This is a genomic window from Vreelandella halophila, from assembly GCF_009856365.1.
GTDB classification, from domain to species: Bacteria; Pseudomonadota; Gammaproteobacteria; order Pseudomonadales; family Oleiphilaceae; genus Halospina; species Halospina utahensis_B.
In genome coordinates, this window is the sequence record NZ_WMEX01000006.1 from 38531 (window position 1) to 62073 (window position 23543).

The following is a 23543-nucleotide window of genomic DNA, read 5'->3' on the forward strand; positions in this document are numbered from 1 at the left end:
TATCCTAGCATCTACGTTGTGCTACGCGTGATCCGCCACTCTGGTTTGGATGCTCATAAGCAGCGTCGTGCCACAGCTGGTACACTGCCGTGATAGGAAGCACACCAGCATGGACAGGGGTGGTTCATGGAGCGGTTGATTCAGTCACTGCTGTCGTTCCTTTCGGGCAACGGCAGTAAGGGAAAAGCCCGGGGAGATACCAGTCGTCGGGAAGGTAATGATGAAATACAAGCCACTGAGGCGGATACCGCCGGGGAAGTGGCTCGGTTGCATGCGTGGCTGGTAGGGCGTTCCACAACCCCGGATTCCGGACCCACGGTTCCGGAACAGGCCATGCTGTCGGAGCTGAGGCTCCGCATCCGTGAACGGCGGCTGTCGCGGATTCCCCGCCAGCCCCGGGTCCTGCCGAAACTGATACGGGCACTGGGCGATGAACGCCAGACCCACCGGGATATTGCCACCATCATTGAGGATGAGCCGGCCCTGACCGATGAACTGCTGCGTGTGGTGAATCTCACCGCCACTAACAGTGGTCAACGCCCTATTGAATCCGTTCAACAGGCGGTTCTGCTTGTAGGGTTTGAAGGTGTGCGGCGGGCGGTCTCCGAGGCGGTCATGCGCCCGGTCATGCAGGCAGCCTCCCGGGCCGAAGCCGGCTTTGCGCGTAATGTCTGGCAGTGGGGCCTGCTCTGCGCCAATGCCTGTGATCGCCTCGCGCATCAGGAGCCCGGCGGAGGGCCGGACCTGTTCATGCTGGGCCTTATACCGGGGCTTGCCTATCTGACGTTGTACCGGGAACTGGAGTCCATCGCGAGCGCTCAGTCCGGAGATCACTCTGTCAGCCCGGCGCTGCTCGTCAGTGTGCTGGAGGAGCAGCGGGGAGCCATGCTGGAGCGTCTGGTGTCGGCCTGGGAGTTGCCCGCCTCCTATCGCGACGAGCTCAGGGAGCTGCATGACTCGCCGCTGGGCCTGCAGGCCTCAACCCTGTCCCGGGGGATGGTTCTGGGCACCCATGAAACGCTCCGCCAGGCCGGGTGCGGGACACTGCTCCAGAAGGAGCTGGAGGCAGTGACCGGGCTGGATCAGCCCCGGCTGGAACATGTCCTGACCGATCTTCGGCGCGCCTAGCCTCCGGGGATCCAGCCCCAGAGGGCCCAGGGTGCCGGGGGTCAGGAACCTGCACCGAGTAGATCCTGTTGCCCAGCTGAAAGCCTGAGCTTCCCCACCGACTATGGCTCCGGTACCATTCGCGCCCAGAACTAACCGCTTGGACCCTCCGCGCGATGAAACGCTCCGATTTCCACTTTGAACTGCCTGATGAACTCATTGCCCGCTACCCGCTTGCCGAGCGTGAGGCCAGCCGGCTGCTGCGTCTGGATGGAACGGATGGGACGGTCTCCCATCACGGCTTCCGGGAACTGCCGGATCTTCTGGAGCCCGGCGACCTGCTGGTGTTCAACGATACCCGCGTGATTCCGGCGCGGGTCTACGGGCAGAAGGCCTCTGGCGGAAAAGTGGAGATGCTGGTGGAACGGGTGCTGGATTCGGACCGGGCTCTGGTTCACCTGAAGGTATCGCGAACACCATCCCCCGGGGGTGAGATAACCTTGGATGGCGGGCACCGGGTCGTGGTGGACGAGCACACGCCGGAGGGGCTTTTCCGGGTGCATTTCCCGGATGCGGATGTGATGACGGTGCTGGAAGCCGTAGGGCATATGCCGCTGCCGCCCTACATCGACCGGCCGGACGAGATGACGGATGAGGAGCGCTATCAGACCGTCTTCGGCGAAAAGCCCGGGGCCGTGGCGGCCCCCACAGCCGGCCTGCATTTCACCGATGCCATCATGGATGAGCTCGCGGCCAGGGGCATCGAACGCACCTTCGTGACGCTCCATGTGGGCGCGGGCACTTTCCAGCCGGTGCGCAGCGAGGACATCCGTGAGCACCACATGCACCAGGAGTGGCTGTCCGTGGGGCAGGAGGCTGTGGATGCGGTGACGCGCACCCGGCAACGGGGTGGGCGTGTGGTTGCCGTGGGCACCACGGCGGTCCGGGCCCTGGAGTCCGCCTCGGGGGAGGGCCATCTCGCCCCGTTCGCCGGCGAGACGCGGATCTTCATCTACCCGGGGTACCGTTTCCGCAGCGTCGACGCCATGGTCACCAACTTCCACCTGCCGGAGTCGACCCTGATCATGCTGGTCAGTGCCTTTGCCGGGCGTGACAACGTGCTGGATGCCTATCAGGCGGCGATTGACGAACGTTACCGCTTCTTCAGCTACGGCGATGCCATGCTGGTTTTCCCGCATTCCGAGGCGGTTGCACCGGAGGTTTCCGAATGAAGGGCAACTCTTTCATGGAGTTCGAACATCTGGCCAGTGACGGCACGGCGCGGCGCGGCAGGCTGACCTTTCCGCGTGGCACCGTTGAGACGCCCGCCTTCATGCCCGTGGGTACCTACGGCACGGTCAAGGGCATGCTGCCGCGGGACCTGGAGGCCACCGGTGCTGAGATCATTCTGGGCAACACCTTCCACCTTATGCTGCGCCCGGGGACCGAGGTGATCCAGGCGCATGGCGACCTGCATGATTTTGCCGGGTGGGAGCGCCCGATGCTCACGGACTCCGGCGGTTTCCAGGTATTCAGCCTCTCGGAGATGACCAAGACCACGGAAGCGGGCGTGACTTTCAAGTCGCCGATTAACGGCTCGCCGGTGGAGCTGACACCTGAGAAGTCGATGCAGGTGCAGCGGGCGCTGGGTTCGGATATCGTCATGATTTTCGACGAATGTACGCCTTACCCGGCGACGGAGGAAGAAGCCCGGCGCTCGATGAATCTGTCGCTCCGGTGGGCGGAGCGCAGCCGGGAGGCTCATGGTGACAGTCCTTCAACGCTGTTCGGCATTGTACAGGGTGGGATGTATGAAAGTCTGCGCCGGGAGTCCCTGGAAGGACTGAAAAACATCGGGTTCGAGGGCTACGCCATAGGTGGGCTGTCCGTGGGTGAACCGCGCGGGGAGATGCACCGGATCCTGGAGGCACTGGAGCCGGCCATGCCCGCCGGTGCGCCGCGCTACCTGATGGGGGTTGGGCGCCCGGAAGACATCGTGGAGGCGGTCAGCCGTGGCGTGGATATGTTCGACTGCGTGATGCCCACGCGCAACGCACGCAACGGCCACCTGTTCACCCATGAGGGCGTGGTGCGCATCCGCAACGCCCGTCACCGGTATGATACAGGGCCGGTGGACCCGATGTGCGACTGCTACACATGCCGCCATTTCTCCCGGGGGTATCTGCATCATCTGGACCGCTGCGGGGAGATGCTGGGCGCCCAGCTCGCCTCCATCCACAACCTCCATTACTACCAGGCGCTTATGGCTGGATTGCGTGAGGCTATCCAAGCAGGTACATTGGCGACCTTCATTGACAGGTTCTATCAGTTACGCGGAGTAGCCCGATGATGTTCAGCGTTCGTTCGCTCATGGTTCTTCTGCTGGCCCTTATGCCGGCAGTCGCCGTCGCCGCGCCCCAGGGTGGGCCGGGTATGATTTCCCAGGTCGTCCTCTTCGGCGGCTTTATCCTGATCTTCTATTTCCTGATCTGGCGCCCCCAGTCCAAGCGTGCCAAGGAGCACAAGGCTCTGGTTGAAGGCCTCGACAAAGGTGATGAAGTGGTGACCGGTGGTGGTCTGGCAGGCCGGATCTCACGCCTGACCGACGACTACATGGTGGTGGAGATTGCCGACGGTGTTGAGGTGAAGGTCCAGCGCCAGTCTGTGACCCAGGCTCTGCCCAAGGGCACGCTCAAGGACATCTGATCTTCCGGTTCCGCACAAGGATCACCGATGCTTAACAAGTATCCTCTCTGGAAGAACCTGCTGGTATCGGCCGTGGTTCTTCTCGGTATCATTTACGCGCTTCCGAACCTGTTTCCGGACGATTACGCTGTCCAGATCAGTGGCTCAAGTGCCTCCGTCAGCGTTGACGAAACGCTGCTGGACAGGGCTCAGGAAGCCCTGGACGAGGCAGACATCGACTACCGGGATCCTTCGGTGGATGACGGCGCGGTCATGCTGCGTTTTGACTCCAGTGATGCGCAGCTGCGTGCCCGCTCCGAGCTCCAGGAGGCGCTCGGTTCCGAATACGTCGCTGCGCTGAGCCTGGCGGCAACCACGCCGGACTGGCTGCGATCCATCGGCGCGACGCCGATGAATCTGGGGCTGGATCTGCGCGGCGGTGTCCACTTCCTGATGCAGGTGGACATGGAGGCGGCAGTGGAACGTCGGCTGGATGTCTACGCCAGCGAGATCAAGCGCCAGCTGCGCGAGGAACGGATCCGCTACCGCGGTGGTGATGCCGAAGAGGGGCAGCTGGAATTTGTCTTCCCCAGCGAATCCGCGCGGGATGACGCCGCCTCGCTGGTGAGCTCGGAATACGATCAGTTCCGCAGCAATACCCGCTCCGACGGTGAGGATTATATCCTGGAGTTGACGCTCAACCAGCAGTCGGCATCGGAGATCCGGGACTACGCCCTCAACCAGAACCTGACCACGCTGCGCAACCGGGTGAACGAGCTGGGCGTGGCCGAGCCGCTGATCCAGCAGCAGGGCAGTGACCGGATCGTGGTGCAGCTTCCGGGTGTGCAGGACACTGCTGAAGCCAAGCGGGTTCTGGGCTCCACTGCCAATCTGGAATTCCGGCTTGAAGCACGCTCGGACGCCTCCTCCGCACGAACGGAAACCTTCCCGTTCCGCAACAATCCTAACCGCACGGCGGAGCTTGAGCGTGATGTCATCATCACCGGTGACAATGTGGCGGATGCTAACCAGTCGTTCGACGAGAACGGTCAGCCCCAGGTCAACATCACCCTGGACGGGCCCGGTGGCAGCATGATGCAGGATGTAACCCGGGATGCCGTGGGGCGCCAGCTGGGCGTGCTCTTCATTGAGCACAGCAGTGAGGAGGTTGAGCGTCAGGTGGATGGTAAGACGGTCACCGAGCGCGTACGTGAGACCGAGCGCAGCATCATCAGTCTGGCGACCATCCGCAGCACTCTGGGCAGCAACTTCCGGGTGACCGGCCTGGAGAATGTGGCGGAAGCCTCGGAGCTGGCGTTGCTGCTGCGCGCGGGTGCGCTGGCAGCGCCCATCTACTTCGTCGAAGAGCGCACCATCGGCCCGAGCCTGGGCCAGCAGAACATCGAGTCGGGCATCAACTCCGTGATCCTCGGTTTCGTCCTGGTCGCGCTGACGATGCTGGTGATCTACAAGGCCTTCGGGTTGCTTGCGAATGTCGCGCTGATGGTGAACCTGACGCTGCTCGTGGGCGCCATGTCAGTGCTCGGGGCAACGCTCACGCTGCCGGGTATCGCGGGCATTGTGCTGACGGTCGGCATGGCGGTGGACGCCAACGTGCTGATCTTCGAGCGCATCAAGGAGGAACTGCGGGAAGGGCTGCCAGTCCAGTCCGCCATCAACGCGGGCTTCAGCCGGGCTTTCGTGTCCATCTTTGATGCCAACGTCACCACCTTCCTGGTCGCCGGCATTCTGTTTGCCGTGGGGACCGGGCCGGTGAAAGGTTTTGCCGTTACCCTTCTGATCGGCATCCTGACATCCATGTTCACGGCCCTCATGGTCAGCCGCGCCATCGTCAATGCCACCATTGGCGGGCGCAGTGACCTCAAGGCACTGTCAATCTGAGGGTGATCGAATGAGTGAAAGCAGCAAACGTACTATCGACTTCATGGGCTTCCGGCGGGTCGCCGCCGCGCTCTCGATCATTCTCGTTCTGGGCTCGGCTGTCAGCCTCGGTATCAAGGGGCTGGAACTGGGCCTGGACTTCACCGGGGGCAGCCTGGTTGAGCTAGAGTACGCCGAGGCGCCGGCTCTTCCGGAGGTGCGCGGCCAGTTGGAATCCGCGGGCTTTGAGAATGCCATGGTGCAGAACTTTGGCTCGGATACCGCGGTCCTCATCCGGCTTCCGGCCGAGTTCGACGACTCCGTGGGGGATCAGGTGGTGTCCGCGCTCAGCCAGGGTTCGGAGCTGACCCTGGAGCGCTCCGAATACGTTGGCGGCCAGGTGGGCGAAGAGCTGCGAGAGCAGGGCGGCATCGCGCTGCTTCTGGCGTTCTTCGTGGTGCTGATCTATGTCGCCATGCGCTTCCAGCTCAAGTTTGGTTTCGCTTCCGTGGTGCCGCTGGTCCATGACGTTCTGATTGTGCTCGGGATCTTTTCGGTCTTCCAGCTCACCTTTGATCTGACGGTGCTGGCGGCCCTTCTGGCGGTGATCGGTTACTCGCTCAACGACACCATCATCGTGTCCGACCGTATCCGGGAGAATTTCCGTCGCATCCTCAAGGGCGGCCCTGAAGAGATCATCAATACCTCTCTCAATCAGGTGCTGCTGAGGACCATTGTCACGTCCGCGACCACACTGGTGGTGCTCCTGTCACTGCTGGTCTTTGGCGGCGAAATGATCCGGAACTTCGCGCTGGCCCTGTTCATCGGTGTTCTGGTGGGTACCTATTCGTCCATCTATGTGGCGGCGAACATGCTGGTGGCCCTGAACGTGAACCGGGATGATCTCTACGTGCCGAAAAAGGAAGGTGCGGAGGGGAGCCAGCCGGAAGAGGAGGAACCGCCGGACTGGCTCAAGCGCATGGAGTGAATGCGGGCGCCTTTCAGGCGCCTGTCATGCGCTGCCGGTAGGGCTGGGCCTGCTGCAGGATTTCCCGGAACAGCAGGTTGTTGGCAATCACCAGCTCGCCGGCCTTGCGGCCGAGGGGGTTGCCACGGAGGTCACCGCCCACAGCTCCGGCTTCCTGGCTGATGAGGCTGGCCATCACCTGCTCGTGTCGCTGGTCGGTGGCCAGAACGGCCGCGTCCAGATAACCACCCGCAACCCTTGCCATGTCCAGAACACTGCAGCCGTTGTAGTGCAGGTCCGCGCCCTCGCGCACCAGCGATCCCGCCACGTCCAGCCAGACGCCACTGTCCTCGCCACTGCTGCGGCGGTTGAACAGGTTGCAGCTGATCAGGGTCTGTGCGAGTTGCTGGGTGGCGCGGGCCCGGATGCGCTGGCTGTTGAGGACTGCTCCGTAGCCCCTGCTGAAGGCGTACTCCTCGCCGGTAAGCGGGCACAGGACCACGAGGTTCTCGGGGCGGTCGTTGATCTTCTGGAGCAGGGCTGTTGCGAATTCCGGCAGCCCGCGCGCGAAGTTGCGCTCCCCCAGGATGGGGAAAACGTGCCAGCTCTGGGCCCAGTCGCCCGCCTCCACATTGCCCGCGGGGGCAATCCAGTGGTCCTTGTAGGAACGGCGCAGCAGTTCTTCGGTGCGTTCATGGATGCGGTGCTCAATGGCATGCACAGTGCGCACCACCGCCTCCGGCGCCTTGCTGTCGGCGTCCAGGCGGGCCTGCTGGTCCTTGAGGAAATCGCTGTTCTGCCTTGCCGCGCGCAAGGCCATCTTGATTGCTGGCTGCATCAGGTTACCAATGGGGTCCGATTCGGATGGGCGGCGAACTATACCAGAAAACGCCGGCCAAGACGATTGCCGGGCGGCGTCTGGCGTCAGGGAAACCCGCGAGCCGTCTGCCGCAGCTCTGTCGTGCATGCTAGTATGCGCCCATCATTGGTAACAGGCGCCCGCCCGGCGGGTGGAAATCGGAATGTCGGACTATCCTTCCCTTGAAGGCCTCCGGGTGGTGCTGGTTGAACCTTCCCATCCGGGGAACATCGGTGCCGTGGCCCGGGCCATGAAGAACATGGGTGTCTCCGAGCTGGCCCTGGTGTCGCCGGTTTCCTTCCCGGATGAAAAGGCCAGCGCCAGGGCCTCAGGGGCGGATGATGTGCTGGCGAACGCCCGGGTTGTATCGGACCTTGGGGAGGCCGTTGCAGACTGTGTGGAAGTGATTGGTGCCAGTGCGCGCTCCCGTAGCGTGACCTGGCCGATTCTCAATCCGCGTGACTGCGGTAGCCGGGCGCTGGAGCAGCGCCTGCAGGGTCCTGTGGCCCTGGTTTTCGGCCGTGAGGATAATGGGCTTTCGAATGAGGAGCTCAGGCGCTGCCATTACCATGTGCAGGTGCCTGCGAATCCGGACTTCAGTTCCCTGAATCTGGCCATGGCGGTGCAGGTGATGCTCTATGAGGTGCGTATGCAGAGCCTGTTCGATGTGTCGGAGTCTCCAGCGCCGCAATGGCAGAGCACTCATAGCCCGGTCGATGACGGCTGGGATGAGCTGCCGGCCACCGCTGCGGACATGGAGCGCCTGCTGGCCCACCTGGAGCAGACGCTGACGACCACCGGTTTTCACGACCCGGAGCGTCCGCGACAATTGATGGTCAGGATGCGTCGGCTGTTCCAGCGGGCTCATCCTGACCGCATGGAAATGAACATTCTCAGGGGAATCCTGACCAGCGTTGATAAGCTGGCCCGTTCCCGGAACAGGGGCAATCATGTTTGACCATCTGCGCGAGGACATCCAGAGCGTCTTTCACCGTGATCCCGCGGCCCGTAATGCGTTCGAGGTGCTGACCAACTATCCCGGCCTGCATGCACTGCTTTTCCACCGGATGAATCATCGACTCTGGCAGTGGGGCTTCAAGTGGCTGGCACGTACCATCTCCACCTTTGCCCGCTGGCTTACAGGGGTTGAGATCCACCCCGGGGCTACCATCGGCAGGCGGTTCTTTATTGATCACGGGATGGGGGTGGTCATCGGTGAGACGACGATCATTGGTGATGATGTCACCCTTTACCAGGGCGTGACCCTGGGGGGAACCAGCTGGAACCACGGTAAACGCCACCCGACCCTGGGGGATGGCGTGGTCGTGGGGGCTGGTGCCAAGATTCTGGGTCCCTTCACCATCGGCCGTCACGCCAAGGTGGGCTCAAACGCTGTGGTCACCAAGGAGGTCCCCGAGGGGGCAACAGTGGTGGGCATCCCCGGGCGTATCGTGACCAAGAAGGAAGAGCCCGAGGAGGGGCGCCGCAAGGCTATGGAGGAGAAGATCGGTTTCGATGCCTACGGGCTCAGCGAGGACATGCCGGATCCGATCGCCCGCTCTATTCGCAGCATGCTCGACCACATGCATGTGGTGGACGAGCGTATCGAATCCATGTGCAGGGCGCTGCAACAGATGGACAGCTATCGTGGTTCCACGGAAATGCCACCGCTGCCGCTTGACTTCGACTGTGGCGACGTGCCGGCTGAAGGTCGGGACAAGGCGGCTGACGAGGGTGAGTCGGGGGCAAATACTTGACTGTTTTACTTGGTTAATTGATAATCAAGGCCTATCTGTCAGCGCAACCGGATTCCGATCATGAAGCTGACCACCAAAGGGCGCTACGCTGTTACCGCGATGCTTGATCTGGCCATCCATTCCGGGAGTGGGCCGGTTTCCCTTGCGGACATCTCGCAGCGCCAGGGCATATCGCTGTCCTATCTCGAGCAGCTTTTCGCGAGACTGCGCCGCAGCCACCTGGTCACCAGTGTGCGTGGGCCGGGAGGTGGTTACCGGCTGACGCAGGCGGAAGATGCGATATTCGTGGCGGATGTGGTGGACGCGGTCAATGAGTCGCTGGACACCACCCGTTGTAATCGTGCCGGCGACTGCCAGAATGGCGAGATGTGCCTGACCCATCACCTCTGGGCGGATCTCGGCGATGAGATCCATCGCTTTCTAAGCCGGATCAGTCTGGCGGAACTCCGGGATAAACCGGAGGTTCAGGCGGTGGCTCAGCGTCAGGATCAGCGCCAGCGCGAAACCGCGCTTATTGCGGGCGACACCCGCCACGCAAGTGCCTGAGCGGTTGCCGCGCGGACGGTTCCCAACAGCGAAACAATCCCATGACACAGACCATCTATCTTGACTATGCCGCCACCACGCCCGTTGACCCGCGTGTGGCGGAGACCCTTCAGCAGTACCTGACGCCGGACGGCATCTTCGGCAACCCGGCTTCCCGTTCTCATGCCGTGGGCTGGCAGGCCGAAGCAGCGGTTGAGCAGGCGCGCGCCCGGGTGGCTGGGCTTATCGGTGCGGACAGCCGGGAGATCGTCTGGACCTCGGGCGCCACCGAATCCGACAACCTGGCCATCAAGGGCGCGGCGCTGGCCAATCAGGCCAGGGGCGGCCATGTGGTGACGTCCATCATTGAGCACAAAGCGGTGGTGGACTGTTTCCAGTGGCTGGAGGAAAAGGGGTTTGAGGTCACCTGGCTGGAGCCGGATGAGTACGGCTGTATTGCAGCGGAGCAGGTCGAGGCGGCGCTCAGGGAAGACACCATCCTTGTGTCGCTGATGGCGGTGAATAACGAGCTGGGCAGCATCAACCCGATCGCGGCCATCGGGAGCCTGCTGCGTGAACGGGGTGTCCTATTCCATGTGGACGCGGCCCAGGCCTCAGGCAAGATGGGTCTGGATGTCACCCGTATGCCGGTGGACCTGATGGCCCTGTCCGCGCACAAGGTCTACGGGCCCAAGGGTATTGGGGCGCTCTACGTGCGGCGGTCACCGGATGTCACCATCGAGGCTCAGATGCATGGTGGCGGTCATGAACGTGGTCTGCGGTCAGGAACCCTGGCAACCCATCAGATCGCGGCCATGGGTCATGCTTTCAGCCTGGCGCTTGAGGAGGGTGATGCCGAGGCGGAAAGGTTTGAAGCGCTGCGTGCGCGCTTCATTATGGGCCTCGAAGGGCTGGCGGGCGTCCAGGTGCATGGTCCGGAAACCGAGCGCGTTCCCGGCATCATCAATATCGGCTTTGAGGGCGTGGATGGCGAATCCCTGCTGCTGGCCCTGAGGGGTATTGCTGTCTCCTCTGGTTCGGCCTGCGCTTCAGCCACTACTGAGCCTTCCTATGTGCTTCAGGGTATCGGCCTTCCGCCGGAAAAGGCTCAGGGGTCGCTGCGTTTCTCCCTGGGGCGTTTCAGTACGGAAGCTGAAATCGACGCTGCCGCCGAACGCATCACAGAGGCGGTGCAGAGGCTGCGCGAACGCAGTGCCGCGCGGCGTGCGACGGTGTGACTTTACGCCTGAGGTGCGTATAATTCCGCCCGGATTCCACAGATTACTGATAACAGGAGTTTCATCCCATGGCTATTGAGCGCACCCTGTCGATCATCAAGCCGGATGCGGTATCCCGCAACCTGATCGGCGAAATTGAGAGCCGTTTCGAGAAAGCCGGTCTGCAGGTTGTGGCAGCCCGCATGATCCACATGACCCAGGAGCAGGCGGAGGGTTTCTACGCCGAGCACCGTGAGCGCTCGTTCTTTCCGGATCTGGTGGGCTTCATGACCTCCGGCCCGGTTATTGTCCAGGTGCTGGAAGGCGAGAACGCCATTGCCCGGAACCGTGAACTGATGGGCGCGACCAACCCCAAGGAAGCGGAAGCAGGCACCATCCGGGCGGATTACGCCGATTCGATCGACGCCAACGCGGTTCACGGCTCTGATTCGCCGGAATCCGCCGAGCGCGAGATCGCCTATTTCTTCAACGACAGCGAGATCTGCCCGCGCACCCTGTAAGACCAGCGCGGACAGAGAAGGTATCCAAGCATGAGCAACACCGGCACCCAGAGTTCAGCTGAGAAGGTTAATCTTCTTGGCCTGCCGCGGCACAAGATGGAGCAGTTCTTCGTCGATATCGGCGAGAAGAAGTTCCGTGCCGGGCAGGTCATGAAGTGGATTCACCATTATGGGGTGGATGACTTCGAGGCCATGACCAACGTCAGCAAGACGCTCCGTGCACGACTGGCGGAGATCGCCGAGATCCGGGGGCCGGAGGTTCTTCTTGATGAAACCTCGAGCGACGGCACACGCAAGTGGGTCATGCGCATGGCCGAGGGCAACAGCATCGAGACGGTGCTGATTCCCGATGGCGAGCGCGGCACCCTGTGTGTGTCCTCCCAGGTCGGGTGCAGCCTTGACTGCAGTTTCTGTTCCACCGGCAAGCGTGGCTTCAACCGCAATCTCTCCGCGGCGGAGATCATCGGTCAGGTCTGGGCGGCGCTGCGAACCTTCATGCCCTTCGATCGCACGAAGGAGCGGCCCATCACCAATGTGGTCATGATGGGCATGGGTGAGCCGCTGCTGAATTTCGACAACGTTGTCGATGCCATGGACCTGATGATGGATGACTGGGCGTACGGCATTTCCAAACGCCGGGTGACCGTCAGCACTTCCGGGGTGATTCCGGCGCTGGAGAAACTGGGCGAGGTTTCCGATGTGTCACTTGCCATTTCGCTCCATGCCCCCAATGATGAGCTGCGGAACGAACTGGTGCCGCTGAATCGCAAATACCCGATTGAACGTCTGCTTTCGGCGACGAAGCAGTACCTGTCGGGACTCGGGGATCGGCGCAGGGCAACCATCGAGTACACGCTGATTGAGGGCGTCAACGACCAGCCGGAGCATGCATCGCAGCTTGCGGATCTGCTGGTGGACGTGCCGTGCAAAGTCAACCTGATCCCGTTCAATCCCTTCCCCGAGAGCGATTACCGTCGCCCGAGCGGGAATGCGGTGAAGCGGTTTCAGGACATAATGAACCAGGCCGGCTATATTACAACGGTGCGTACAACACGCGGCGACGATATTGATGCCGCCTGCGGCCAGCTGGTCGGCCAGTTCGAGGACCGTACCCGCCGCAGTGAGCGTTATATTCCGGTTCACCAGGAGGTGGGCTGAAGGCAAACGATTCGGAGGATGACTGACTCCATGCCAGTGCGATCAAAGGCTGACGCGATGCGGATCACCGCGATTCTGATGCTTTGCATTGTCGCGGCGGGTTGTGTCTCGCAGCGGCAGGGAACCTTCGCCTCAGGCAATCCTGAGCAGGCGGAGGAGGATTACGTGCGTCTGGGGTTGGCCTATATCCAGAATGACCGCTATGACCGGGCCCGCCAGCATCTGGATCGTGCGCTTGAGATCAATGATGAAAGCGCCCCCGCCATCGCCGCCAAAGCGTTGATCAACGAAGAGCAGGGTGAATACGACCTGGCCGAGCAACGCTTCCGGCGGGCACTGGATCTGGAACCGGAGTATACCCGTGGCCGTTCCCATTTCGGGGTTTTCCTCTATAACCGTGGCCGGTATGAGGAGGCTCTGGAACAGTTCCGGAAGGCATCCGAGGACACCGATTACGACAGTCGCGCCGGGGTTTTTGTGAACCTGGCACGTACCGCGAGCCAGCTTGACCGCCATGATGAGGCGGCGGACGCCTATAAGCGCGCCATGAAGCTGCGGCGTGGCAGTACGACAGCCCACATCGGTGCGGTGACGGCCCTGATCGATGCCGGGCGTTATGCGGAAGCCCGGCCCCTTTACCGTCGACTGACCATGCGCATCGAACGCTCCCGGGAGCTCTCCCATACGCCTGCGTCCCTGCTGGCGGGGATCCGGCTGGCAAGAGAGTCAGGCGAGGAGCGAGAGGCGTCCGGGCTGGTGGAGCAGTTGCGTGAGCGCTTCCCGGATTCCGAGGAATACCAGCAATACAGGACCATGGTCACCGATGAGTGAAGAGGGTAGCGCCGAGAACAGTAACGGGCCGACAACCCGGCTCGTGGGCGAACAGCTGCGAACCGCCCGCGAGCACCACGGAATGGATCGACAGGATGTCGCGGATCAGCTGCATCTGAGGCCATCGATCATCCAGGCCATTGAGGAAAGTGATTATGAGGCCATGCCCGCGGATCTTTTCCTCAAGGGGTATGTCCGGACCTATGCGCGTCTCACGGAACAGGACGGGGATGATCTGATTGCCCGCCTGGATCGGGAACTCGAACCCTACCGCGAGAGTCAGGAGGCGCAGAAGGAGCCCAGCCCGACAGAAGTCATACGTCAGAAGAAGATTCGCAGGCGTCGTATCGGGGGCATGACCATCGCGGTTGTGGCAGTGCTGCTCCTTGGCTGGGTGGTCTACGAGTACGGACCCTGGGTGGTGGATTCTGCGGTGGAAGCGGCTGGTGAAGTGGAATTCGAAGTGCCGGATCCAGGTTCTGGTGCGGGGGCAGAGGCCGACTCCGAGCCCGAGCCTGAGCCTGCCACCGCAACGGATGAGGACGACACCACTGGTGCGGGGAGCTCCGAGGCTGGCGCGGATACCGAACCGGCATTCTCGACGCCTGTTGCCCAGGTTGATGACTCTGGTGGCGCTGCGTCCAACGGTGGAACACAGACGGCTACCGGCGAACAGCCGGGTGGCAGCCAGCCATCGCTGACCATTACGTTTGATGGTGCCTGCTGGGTTGAGGTGGTTAACGGCAACGGAGAGCGGGTTGTGGTCACCCTTGCCCAGGAAGGTGAGACAGTTGAATATGAGGGCCCCGTGCCCTTTGAAGTGCTGCTCGGCAACGTTGACGCGGTAGCCTCGGTGCGCTTTATGGGCGAAGCGGTGGAACTCGAACAGTACCCCGTGAATGCCGGGCGTACACAGTTTGTACTTGATACAGCCAATGGCTGAACCCCGCAGGGGCAGCCGCAGAGAATGGCAGGTTCAGAACGATGCTTAAGAACGAAGAGTCTCCCATCAAGCGCAGGCCATCCCGCCAGATCCATGTGGGGTCGGTTCCCGTGGGGGGCGATGCGCCCATAGCCGTTCAGAGCATGACGAATACCGATACCCTCGACGTTGAGGGGACGGTGGCGCAGATCCGTGGCCTGGAGGAAGCCGGTGCCGACATTGTCCGGGTATCGGTTCCGGACATGGATTCCGCTGAGGCCTTTGCGAAGATCCGCGCTGCCGTGAATGTGCCGCTGGTGGCGGACATCCACTTCGACTACAAAATCGCGTTGCGTGTGGCGGAGCTGGGCGTGGACTGCCTGCGCATCAATCCCGGCAACATCGGGAAGGAAGAGCGGGTCAGGGCCGTTATCAACGCCGCCAAGGATCACGGCATCCCGATCCGTATCGGCGTCAACGCCGGCTCCCTGGAAAAGGATCTGCAGCGCAAGTACGGCGAACCCACCTCCGAGGCGATGGTGGAATCCGCCATGCGCCATATCGAGATCCTCGACCGGTATGATTTCAAGGACTTCAAGGTCAGCCTCAAGGCCTCCGATGTGATCATGGCGGTCCAGGCCTATCGACTCATCGCGGATAAGATCGAGCAGCCCCTGCATCTGGGGATTACCGAGGCTGGCGGCCTGCGTTCCGGCGCTGTGAAATCGTCTGTGGGTCTGGGGATGCTGCTGGCGGAAGGGATCGGTGATACCATCCGCATCTCGCTGGCGGCGGACCCGGTAGAGGAGATCAAGGTTGGCTTTGATATCCTCAAGAGTCTGCGCCTGCGCACGCGCGGGATCAACTTCATCGCCTGCCCGAGTTGCTCGCGCCAGAACTTTGATGTGATCGGCACCATGAATGAGCTGGAATCCCGTCTGGAGGATGTGAACACCTCCATGGATGTGGCCGTGATTGGCTGCATCGTGAACGGGCCAGGTGAGGCAAAGGAAGCGGACATCGGCATCACCGGCGGTACCCCCCAGCACCTGATGTACCAGGACGGGGACAAGGATCGCAAGATCGACAAGGCCTCCCTGGTGGATGACCTGGAGCGCGAGATCCGTGAGCGGGCGGCGCGCAAGAAGGCGGAAGAAGACGCCATCATCGCCAAGGGCTGATCGCGGGCGGGCAACCACGCGACCGAACAGGGGAGAACCTTGGCCAGAATACAGGCAATTCGTGGAATGAATGACATACTGCCGGACCAGTCACCGGTCTGGCAGTATGTGGAGCGCACTCTGGGTGGTGTGCTCAGCGCCTATGGGTATCGCGAGATCCGGATGCCCATCGTGGAGAAAACCGAGCTGTTCAGCCGGTCCATCGGCGAGGTGACCGACATCGTCGAAAAGGAGATGTACACCTTTGAGGACCGCAATGGCGACAGCCTGACCCTGAGACCAGAGGGGACCGCCGGCTGTGTCCGGGCAGCGGAGCAGCACGGTCTGCTGTTCAACCAGCAGCAGCGCCTCTGGTATACCGGCCCCATGTTCCGCCACGAGCGGCCCCAGAAGGGACGTTACCGTCAGTTCCACCAGATCGGCGTGGAAGCCTTCGGGATGGAAGGGCCGGATATTGACGCCGAGCTGCTTCTGATGACCGCCCGCATCTGGCGGGCACTGGGCCTGGCGGGTCAGGTGCGCCTGGAGATCAACTCCCTGGGCACCGCTGAGGACCGGCAGCGCTACCGCGAGGCGCTCACCGCCTATCTTGAGGGCCATCGTGATCGACTGGACGAGGACAGCCAGCGGCGTCTCGCCGAAAACCCGTTACGGATTCTCGACTCGAAAGTGGCTGAAACCCAGCGCATCCTCGAGGATGCCCCGGTATTGGCCGACTATATCGGGGAAGAAAGCCGCGAGCATTTCCGGGTGCTGTGTGAGCGTCTGGATGCAGCCGGCCTTGCCTACAGCGTGAATTCCGGCCTGGTCCGGGGGCTGGACTACTATGGTAAAACCGTGTTCGAGTGGGTCACCGACGCGCTGGGGGCCCAGGGCACGGTCTGTGCCGGGGGCCGGTACGATGGTCTGGTGGAGCAGCTCGGTGGGCGCTCGACGCCCGCGATCGGGTTTGCCATGGGAATGGAACGGCTGATCCTGCTGCTCGAGACCGAAGGGCTGATCCCGGAATGGGTCAACGGCAATGCGGATATCTATGTCATGGGCATGGATGACAGCCTCTCCGGCCAGGCATTCGGCCTTGCGGAGCGCCTGCGGGATGCACTGCCGGCGCACCGGGTGGTCAGCCACTGCGGTGGTGGCGGTTTCAAGAGCCGTATGAAGAAAGCCGACGCCTCCGGTGCACAGCTGGCCGTGATCCTGGGTGCGGATGAAGCCGCGGCCGGTGAGGTCAGCGTGAAGAACCTGGCAAACACCGAGCAGCAGCGGATTGCGCAGTCCGAGCTGGTAGCCGCCTGTCAGGCCCACCTCGGTGACAAAGCGAACGAACAGGGAGAATAAGAAAGTGGCCGAAGAAGACGAACAGTGGGAAGCGTTCAAGCGCTGGTGGAAGCAGAACGGTTCCAGCGTGCTGATGGGCATTGCCATCGTGGTTCTGGGTATAGCCGGCTGGCAGTACTGGGAGGCGCGTGAAGCCTCGGCCCGCGCGGAAGCCCGCCAGGGTTTTGACAGCGTGATCAGCACACTGCAGTCGGATAAGGAGACTGAGGAGCGGCTTTCCACCATGGAGTACGCTCTGGACAATCTTAAGGACAGCCAGCCGGACAGCCCCTATACGGTGTTCTCTGCCATGGTTGCGGCCAGCGTCTATATGGAGGAATCCCGCGCGGAGGACGCTGTTGAGGAACTGGAATGGGCGCTGGAGCAGGCAGGGGGTCAACCGCTGCCGCGGGTGATCCGTCTGCGCCTGGCCAGGGCTCAGCTGGCCAGCGGCGAGGCTGAGGGCGCGATCGCGACACTGGAAGGCCTTGAGGATGCCGGGGAATTCGCTCCCCTGTTCCATGAACTCAGAGGTGATGCTCACCATGCTGCGGGGAATGAGGACGCGGCGCGTGAGGCCTATCAGGCAGCGCGCGAGTCGCATGGTGAGGATGTGAATGATCGCCTGCTTGAAATCAAGCTCAGTGACCTTGCCGTAATGGAGGAGGGTTGATGCGGGCACCTGCCGCAGCGTGGCGCTGCCTGACGACCTGCATTCTGGCCGGCGCGGTGCTTGCCGGGTGCAGCAGTTCCGAACCCCGGGAACAGCCAGCTCCCGTCCCCGGGGTCAGTGGCGACGCTGAGATCCGCGAGATCTGGAGCCGGCGTGTCGGGGAGGGAATGGACGGCCAGTACCTTTTCCTGTCCCCCGGGATTCACGAGGAAACGGTCTACGCCGCCACCCAGAACGGCTACATAACGGCCTATAACGCCCGCAATGGCCGTCGTGACTGGTGGGAAAAGCTGGATGAGCGCCTTCTTGGCGGTGTGGGCGTGGACGCGGATCATCTCTATGTCGTGACCCGCAATGGTGAGCTGATCGCTCTCTCCCATGAAGGGAAGGAGCAGTGGCGCACCTCGCTGCCCAACGAAGCCCTGGTGCCGCCGCAGAGTAACGGGCGCTATGTGGTCGTGCAGACCATCGACGGCGAGCTTCTGGCGTTCAGCCAGTCGAATGGCAACCGGCGCTGGCAGTACGACAGCAACATGCCGGTGCTCAGCTTCCGCGGCAATGCCACGCCCTGGATCGATGGCAGCCGTGTCATCGCCGGCTTTGACAACGGTCGGGTGGTGGCGCTGGATGTGAACAGTGGCGCCGTCCAATGGGAGCAGAGACTGGCTCAGCCGGCAGGCAGAACCGAGCTGGAGCGGTTGGTGGACGTGGATTCCTCGCCCCATGTGGTTGACGATACGGTCTATGTGAGCGCCTATCAGGGCAGTGTTACGGCACTGGAGCTGCGCTCCGGCGAGGAACGCTGGAGCCGTGAGCTGTCCAGTCTGGAGGCGCCCGCCGTCACGGAGGAGCAGGTTGTGGCTGCCGGTGCCGACGGGACCCTGGTGGGTTTTGAACGTGCTTCCCGCAGTGAACTCTGGCGCCACCGTGAGCTGGCCTGGCGTCAGCCGACGGCACCCGTGGCGCTCGGCAACCATGCCGTAGTCGGGGATTTCGAAGGCTATCTCTATGCGGTTGATGCCACCGACGGCACCATTGATAGCCGTGTTCTCGTGGACGACGAAGGCCTGCGTTCGGATCCCATCCGCTTCCGTGACCGTGTGATCGTGTTCGGTAACGGGGGCTGGCTGGCCTCCTACCACGTACGGGAAGGTGACCGCTGAAGTCCATGACGCCCGTAATCGCCGTTGTCGGCCGCCCCAATGTGGGCAAGTCCACGCTGTTCAACCAGCTTACACGCAGTCGGGATGCGCTGGTGGCCGACTTCTCGGGCCTGACCCGGGATCGCCAGTACGGCGAGGGCCGCCACCATGGGCACCGCTTCATCGCCATTGATACCGGTGGCCTTGCCGGTGACGACGAGGGCGTGGACCAGCTCATGGCGGACCAGGCCGAGGCGGCCATTGAGGAGGCCGACGAGGTCCTGCTGGTGGTCGATGGCCGTGCCGGGCTCACTCCCGGTGACGAGTACATCATCGACCGGCTCCGCCGGCAGGGCGTGGCGGCGCACCTGGTCGTCAACAAGACCGACGGCCAGGACGAGGATCAGGCGTCCGCGGAGTTCCACGGCCTTGGTTTTGATCCCCTCCACCGGATTTCCGCCGCCCATAACCGGGGCATCCGCCGTCTCCTGGACGATGTGCTTGGCGATGCCGAAGCCCTGGAAGAGGAGGCCGAAGAGGCGGAAGAGGACGGGCGCATCCAGGTCGGGATCATCGGCCGGCCGAACGTGGGCAAGTCCACGCTGGTCAATCGCATCCTCGGCGAGGATCGGGTTGTGGTCTATGACGAACCCGGCACCACACGGGACAGCATCCGGGTCCCCTTCAGCCGCCGGGATCGCGACTACACCCTGATCGATACCGCTGGTGTGCGCCGCCGGCGCCAGGTCAAGGAGAAGGTCGAGAAGTTCTCGGTGGTGAAAACACTCCAGTCCATCGAGCAAGCCCATGTGGTGATCGCGATGATCGATGCCCGTGAAGGACTCGTGGACCAGGACATGCACCTGATCGGCTTTGCCCTGGATGCCGGTCGTGCCGTGGTGGTGGCGGTCAACAAGTGGGATGGCATGGATCCCGAGGACCGGCGCTGGCTGAAGGAGCACCTGAAGTGGCGGCTGGGTTTTCTGGACTACGCCCGGATGCACTTCATCTCGGCCCTGCACGGCACAGGTGTGGGGGATCTCTACGACTCCATCGATGCGGGCTACGACTCCGCCATGGCCAAGTGGTCCACCAATCATCTGACCCGCATTCTGCAGGATGCCGTTACCCAGCATCCGCCGCCCATTGTGCGGGGCCACCGCATCAAGCTGCGCTATGCCCACCAGGGTGGGTCCTGTCCGCCGCGGATCGTGGTCCACGGGACCCAGGCGGATGCCGTGCCCAGGGATTACCAGCGGTACCTGGAGAATACCTACCGTCGGGTTCTGAAGGTCGAGGCTACGCCCATCCGCTTTGAGTTCCGTGCGCCGGATAACCCCTTCGAGGGCCGCAAGAACACGCTCAACAAGCGCCAGAAGCAGAAGAAAGCGCGCCTGATGCAGCACGTCAAGAAGAACGAGAAGCAGAGCAAGCGCCGCAAGAAACGGGGCTGACGCGCTTCAGGCCAGCCCCTGATCCTCCACCTGTTTCGCCTGTATCGCCGTCAGTGCGATGGTGAAGACGATGTCCTCCACCATGGCTCCCCTTGAGAGATCGTTCACCGGCTTACGCAGGCCCTGCAGCATGGGGCCGATACTCACCACGTTGGCGCTGCGCTGTACCGCCTTGTAGGTGGTGTTGCCGGTGTTCAGGTCCGGGAATACGAAGACGGTGGCGCGGCCCGCCACTGGGCTGTCCGGGGCCTTGCTGCGGGCGACACTTTCAATAGCGGCGGCGTCGTACTGCAGTGGGCCGTCGATCAGCAGTTCCGGGCGGCGCTCGCCGGCGAGGGTGGTGGCCTGACGCACTTTCTCCACATCATCCCCGCTGCCGGAACTGCCCGTGCTGTAGCTGATCATGGCCACCCGGGGGGTGATCCCGAACGTTGTTGCGGAGTCGGCACTCTGGATGGCGATGTCCGCCAGCTCCTCAGCGTCGGGGTCTGGATTCACGGCACAGTCGCCGTAGACCCGCACCTGGTCGGGCAGGCACATGAAGAACACTGAGGAGACGATCCGCGCCGCCTGGTGGGTCTTGATCAGCTGCAGGGCAGGGCGGATGGTGTTGGCGGTTGTGTGCACCGCGCCGGATACGAGCCCGTCCATCTCGTCCAGGGCCACCATCAGGGTGGCCAGCATCACGTTGTCCTCCAGCAGTGCGCGGGCCATGTCGGGCTTCATGCCCTTGTGCCGGCGCAGCTCGACCATGCTGTCCACATAGCTGTCACGGACCTCGTCCGGGTCGATGATGCGGATGCTGTCGGGCAGGGTGATGTCCCGGGAATGGGCCACTGAATGGATGTGGTCGGGCTTGCCCACCAGCACACATTCGGCAATGCCCTTTTCCTGGCAGCGCGCGGCGGCCTGCAGCGTTCTCGGTTCATCGCCCTCTGGCAGGATGATGCGCTTGCCGGCCTCGCGGGCACGACGGGTCAGAAGATAGCGGAACGCTGGTGGTGACAGACGGGGCTCACGGTCCACCGCCAACTGGTCGCGCAGCCACTCGGCATCGATGGCCTCGGCTGTTGTCTCCATGACCTTTTCAATGCGCTCGGTGTCATCCACGGGAACGGCAATACTCATGGATGCCAGACAGTGGGTGGTGTGATAGGTATCCATGGTGGAGGTCATGATCGGCAGGCCGGTTTCCAGCGCCGAACGGCAGAAAGTCAGGGTCTGATCACTGGGCCTGAGTCCGCCCGTCAGGACCATTCCTGCCAGGGGAATGCCTGAGAGTGCCGCCAGAGCGGCCGCGACGATGATGTCTTCACGGTCACCGGGGGTGACCAGCAGCGTGCCCGGCCTGAGTGTGTTCACCATGTTGGGAATGGTGCGGGAAGCGATGCTGACGCGGCGCACCCGGCGCTGGTCCATGTCGCCACCGTGCAGGCGGGCGGCGTCCAGTTCCCGGGCTATGTCGCTGACCCGGGGTTCCACCAGTTGCGGGCGCCAGGGAATGGCACCAATGAGTCTCAGGTGGCCGTCCCGGAGTGGCGGGCATTCGCTGGCCCAGTCGGGCACCGGATCCGGTTCCGTGTCGTCGGTGGCCAGCGGCAGTCTGTGACCGGTGGGCTCGCCCAGTCGGTTCAGGATGGCGCCAATCACCGGTGTCGATCCGGATTCAGAGAAGATGCGGCTGGTAAAGGTCAGGCGTTCGCCCAGTTCCCCGGGCCCACGTTCGCCCGGGGCGCTTACCAGGATCACCTGTGCGTCCAGGTTGCGGGCCATTTCCACATTCAGCCGCTGGGTGTAGCTCTCCTGGCTGTCCGGCACCAGCCCCTCAACGATCACTACGTCGCAGTCCTCGCAGGATTCGTGATAGCGGCTGACGATGTCCTCCATGAGTTCGCCGGAACGGCCCTGATTGATCCGTTCCTGGGCGTGACGCAGGGACACCGGCGTGGAGGGCTCAAGGTTGGTGCGGGCACGGATGAAATGGACGGAGGCGTCGGAATCCTCGCCCATGGCGCTCTGGGCTACCGGTTTGAAGAAGCCCACGCGCAGCCCCAGGCGGTCGAGTGACCGCACCAGGCCCAGGCATACGGAAGTGAGCCCGGAGTGGAGGTCGGTCGGGGCAATGAACAGGTTCTGGGCCATCAGGCGCTCCTTTTCCCGGTGGTCAGGCGATGTGTATCGAGGGCGATCATCTGTTCCTCGTCCGTGGGGATCACCAGTACCGGCGGCGTACCAGAAGCGTGGATGCCGGCGGCCTCAGCCGACCCCGGGTGGCGATTGGATTCCCCATCCAGTGTCAGTCCGAAAATGCCGAGGTGTGCCAGTGTCCGTTGCCGCACCAGGGGGCTGTTTTCGCCGATGCCCCCGGTGAAGACCACCGCGTCCAGCCGTTCCAGTGAGGCCATCATGGCACCGATGTAGCGTGCCAGCCGGAAGCAGAAAACGTTGACGGCCAGATCGGCCTGTTCATGGCCGTCTTCGGCTGCCTCTGTGAGGGTTCGCATGTCGTGGCTGACGCCGGAAAGTCCGAGCAGACCACTCTCACGGTTGAGCATGTCGTGTATGGCCTCGGCGCCGTAACCTCGACGCAGCAGGAAGTCGAACAGGCCGGGATCAACGTCGCCGCTGCGGGTTCCCATGACCAGACCCTCCAGGGGCGTCAGGCCCATGCTGGTGTCCACGCTCAGGCCATCCCGGACAGCGGTGACACTGCAGCCATTGCCCAGGTGGGCCGAGATTATGGACGTGCGCTCAGGCGGCTGCTCCAGCCAGCCCGCGGCCTGTTGCAGGATCCAGCGGTGGCTGGTGCCGTGGAAACCGTAGCGGCGCACCCCGTGATCCCGGTAGAGGGCCCTTGGCAGGGCGTAATGATACGCCGCCTCCGGCAGTGACTGGTGGAAGGCGGTGTCGAACACAGCCACCTGGAGGCAGTCGGGATACAGGGCCTGCGTGGCGCGGATGCCGGCAAGATTGGCCGGATTGTGAAGCGGTGCGAGTGTGCTGCAGGCATCAATGGCCGCGGTGACCTGATCGTCGATCAATGCCGAATCCGTGAAGGCCTCGCCGCCATGCACCACACGGTGGCCCACAGCGTCCGGTTCCCGGGTGAGCAGGCCCTGTTCATTCAGGCGTCCCAGGCAGGCCTCCAGCGCCTCATGGTGGCCGCTGCCGGTGGCGAGGGACTCACTGGCGCTCTGTGGTGCCTTCTGGTTCAGGGTTGGGTTGTCCGTTCCCAGCCGCTCCGCCAGGAAGGCGGCCAGGATGCGGTAGTCGGGCGCGGTTGCCAGTGTCAGTTTCAGAGACGAACTGCCGGCATTGATAATGAGCAGGTGCTGTTGATCCATGC

General features: G+C 62.9%; 22 protein-coding genes. 19 read left to right on the plus strand and 3 right to left on the minus strand.

Annotated features, from left to right (window positions below; all coding sequences use genetic code 11):
• Window positions 1-126: 126 nt before the first annotated feature.
• The 6 genes from GLW01_RS11425 (at window position 127) to secF (ending at window position 6661) form a co-directional block, all read left to right on the plus strand.
• Window positions 127-1128, plus strand: coding sequence for an HDOD domain-containing protein (locus GLW01_RS11425; RefSeq protein WP_160899131.1), 1002 nt, complete (start codon window positions 127-129; stop codon window positions 1126-1128).
• A 155-nt stretch (window positions 1129-1283) separates the two neighbouring features.
• On the plus strand, window positions 1284-2339 hold the full coding sequence (queA, locus tag GLW01_RS11430; RefSeq protein WP_160899132.1) for a tRNA preQ1(34) S-adenosylmethionine ribosyltransferase-isomerase QueA: 1056 nt from the start codon (window positions 1284-1286) through the stop codon (window positions 2337-2339).
• Window positions 2340-2353: 14 nt separating this feature from the next.
• Complete coding sequence (gene tgt, locus GLW01_RS11435; protein ID WP_160899234.1) at window positions 2354-3457, plus strand: tRNA guanosine(34) transglycosylase Tgt; 1104 nt, start codon at window positions 2354-2356, stop codon at window positions 3455-3457.
• Window positions 3457-3813 (plus strand): preprotein translocase subunit YajC, encoded by a 357-nt coding sequence (gene yajC, locus GLW01_RS11440; RefSeq protein ID WP_160899235.1) that lies wholly within the window; start codon window positions 3457-3459, stop codon window positions 3811-3813. Before tgt ends, yajC begins: the two co-directional genes overlap by 1 nt.
• Window positions 3814-3840: 27 nt before the next feature.
• Window positions 3841-5694, plus strand: a complete 1854-nt coding sequence (gene secD, locus GLW01_RS11445) for a protein translocase subunit SecD (RefSeq protein ID WP_160899133.1) — start codon at window positions 3841-3843, stop codon at window positions 5692-5694.
• 10 nt (window positions 5695-5704) lie between these two features.
• Window positions 5705-6661: a protein translocase subunit SecF gene (secF, locus tag GLW01_RS11450; protein WP_160899134.1), complete on the plus strand. Its 957-nt coding sequence runs from the start codon at window positions 5705-5707 to the stop codon at window positions 6659-6661.
• Between the two features lie 13 nt (window positions 6662-6674).
• Here secF and GLW01_RS11455 read toward each other — a convergent pair whose 3' ends face one another.
• A complete protein-coding gene (locus GLW01_RS11455; RefSeq protein WP_160899135.1) occupies window positions 6675-7478 on the minus strand; it encodes an inositol monophosphatase family protein in 804 nt (267 codons plus the stop codon).
• Between the two features lie 184 nt (window positions 7479-7662).
• Here GLW01_RS11455 and trmJ point away from each other — a divergent pair, with 184 nt between their 5' ends.
• The 13 genes from trmJ (at window position 7663) to der (ending at window position 20197) form a co-directional block, all read left to right on the plus strand.
• The gene (gene trmJ / locus GLW01_RS11460) at window positions 7663-8457 is read left to right on the plus strand and encodes a tRNA (cytosine(32)/uridine(32)-2'-O)-methyltransferase TrmJ (protein ID WP_160899136.1); all 795 of its coding nucleotides are present in this window, start codon (window positions 7663-7665) and stop codon (window positions 8455-8457) included.
• Entirely contained in the window at window positions 8450-9256 is an 807-nt protein-coding gene (gene cysE, locus GLW01_RS11465) for a serine O-acetyltransferase (RefSeq protein WP_160899137.1), read from the plus strand. The genes trmJ and cysE overlap by 8 nt, the downstream gene beginning before the upstream one ends.
• Before the next feature lie 60 nt (window positions 9257-9316).
• The gene (locus tag GLW01_RS11470) at window positions 9317-9802 is read left to right on the plus strand and encodes an Rrf2 family transcriptional regulator (RefSeq protein WP_151440568.1); all 486 of its coding nucleotides are present in this window, start codon (window positions 9317-9319) and stop codon (window positions 9800-9802) included.
• A 41-nt stretch (window positions 9803-9843) separates the two neighbouring features.
• On the plus strand, window positions 9844-11019 hold the full coding sequence (locus tag GLW01_RS11475; RefSeq protein ID WP_160899138.1) for an aminotransferase class V-fold PLP-dependent enzyme: 1176 nt from the start codon (window positions 9844-9846) through the stop codon (window positions 11017-11019).
• Between the two features lie 68 nt (window positions 11020-11087).
• Entirely contained in the window at window positions 11088-11519 is a 432-nt protein-coding gene (gene ndk, locus GLW01_RS11480) for a nucleoside-diphosphate kinase (protein ID WP_151440566.1), read from the plus strand.
• A 30-nt stretch (window positions 11520-11549) separates the two neighbouring features.
• A complete protein-coding gene (gene rlmN, locus GLW01_RS11485) occupies window positions 11550-12677 on the plus strand; it encodes a 23S rRNA (adenine(2503)-C(2))-methyltransferase RlmN (RefSeq protein ID WP_151440565.1) in 1128 nt (375 codons plus the stop codon).
• A gap of 30 nt (window positions 12678-12707) precedes the next feature.
• Window positions 12708-13508 carry a type IV pilus biogenesis/stability protein PilW gene (gene pilW, locus GLW01_RS11490; protein ID WP_160899139.1) on the plus strand — a complete coding sequence of 267 codons (801 nt, stop codon included), beginning with the start codon at window positions 12708-12710 and terminating at the stop codon, window positions 13506-13508.
• On the plus strand, window positions 13501-14451 hold the full coding sequence (locus GLW01_RS11495) for a RodZ domain-containing protein (protein ID WP_160899140.1): 951 nt from the start codon (window positions 13501-13503) through the stop codon (window positions 14449-14451). Before pilW ends, GLW01_RS11495 begins: the two co-directional genes overlap by 8 nt.
• Before the next feature lie 41 nt (window positions 14452-14492).
• The gene (gene ispG, locus GLW01_RS11500) at window positions 14493-15611 is read left to right on the plus strand and encodes a flavodoxin-dependent (E)-4-hydroxy-3-methylbut-2-enyl-diphosphate synthase (protein WP_160899141.1); all 1119 of its coding nucleotides are present in this window, start codon (window positions 14493-14495) and stop codon (window positions 15609-15611) included.
• 66 nt (window positions 15612-15677) lie between these two features.
• Entirely contained in the window at window positions 15678-16949 is a 1272-nt protein-coding gene (hisS, locus tag GLW01_RS11505) for a histidine--tRNA ligase (RefSeq protein WP_237416575.1), read from the plus strand.
• A 4-nt stretch (window positions 16950-16953) separates the two neighbouring features.
• Window positions 16954-17601 carry a YfgM family protein gene (locus GLW01_RS11510; protein ID WP_151440560.1) on the plus strand — a complete coding sequence of 216 codons (648 nt, stop codon included), beginning with the start codon at window positions 16954-16956 and terminating at the stop codon, window positions 17599-17601.
• The gene (gene bamB / locus GLW01_RS11515; protein WP_160899143.1) at window positions 17601-18764 is read left to right on the plus strand and encodes an outer membrane protein assembly factor BamB; all 1164 of its coding nucleotides are present in this window, start codon (window positions 17601-17603) and stop codon (window positions 18762-18764) included. The genes GLW01_RS11510 and bamB overlap by 1 nt, the downstream gene beginning before the upstream one ends.
• A 5-nt stretch (window positions 18765-18769) precedes the next feature.
• Window positions 18770-20197, plus strand: coding sequence for a ribosome biogenesis GTPase Der (der, locus tag GLW01_RS11520; RefSeq protein ID WP_160899144.1), 1428 nt, complete (start codon window positions 18770-18772; stop codon window positions 20195-20197).
• 6 nt (window positions 20198-20203) lie between these two features.
• Here der and pta read toward each other — a convergent pair whose 3' ends face one another.
• Together pta and GLW01_RS11530 are read right to left on the minus strand one after the other, a co-directional pair.
• Window positions 20204-22339 carry a phosphate acetyltransferase gene (gene pta / locus GLW01_RS11525; protein WP_160899145.1) on the minus strand — a complete coding sequence of 712 codons (2136 nt, stop codon included), beginning with the start codon at window positions 22337-22339 and terminating at the stop codon, window positions 20204-20206.
• Complete coding sequence (locus GLW01_RS11530; RefSeq protein WP_160899146.1) at window positions 22339-23541, minus strand: acetate/propionate family kinase; 1203 nt, start codon at window positions 23539-23541, stop codon at window positions 22339-22341. Before GLW01_RS11530 ends, pta begins: the two co-directional genes overlap by 1 nt.
• Window positions 23542-23543 lie beyond the last annotated feature (2 nt).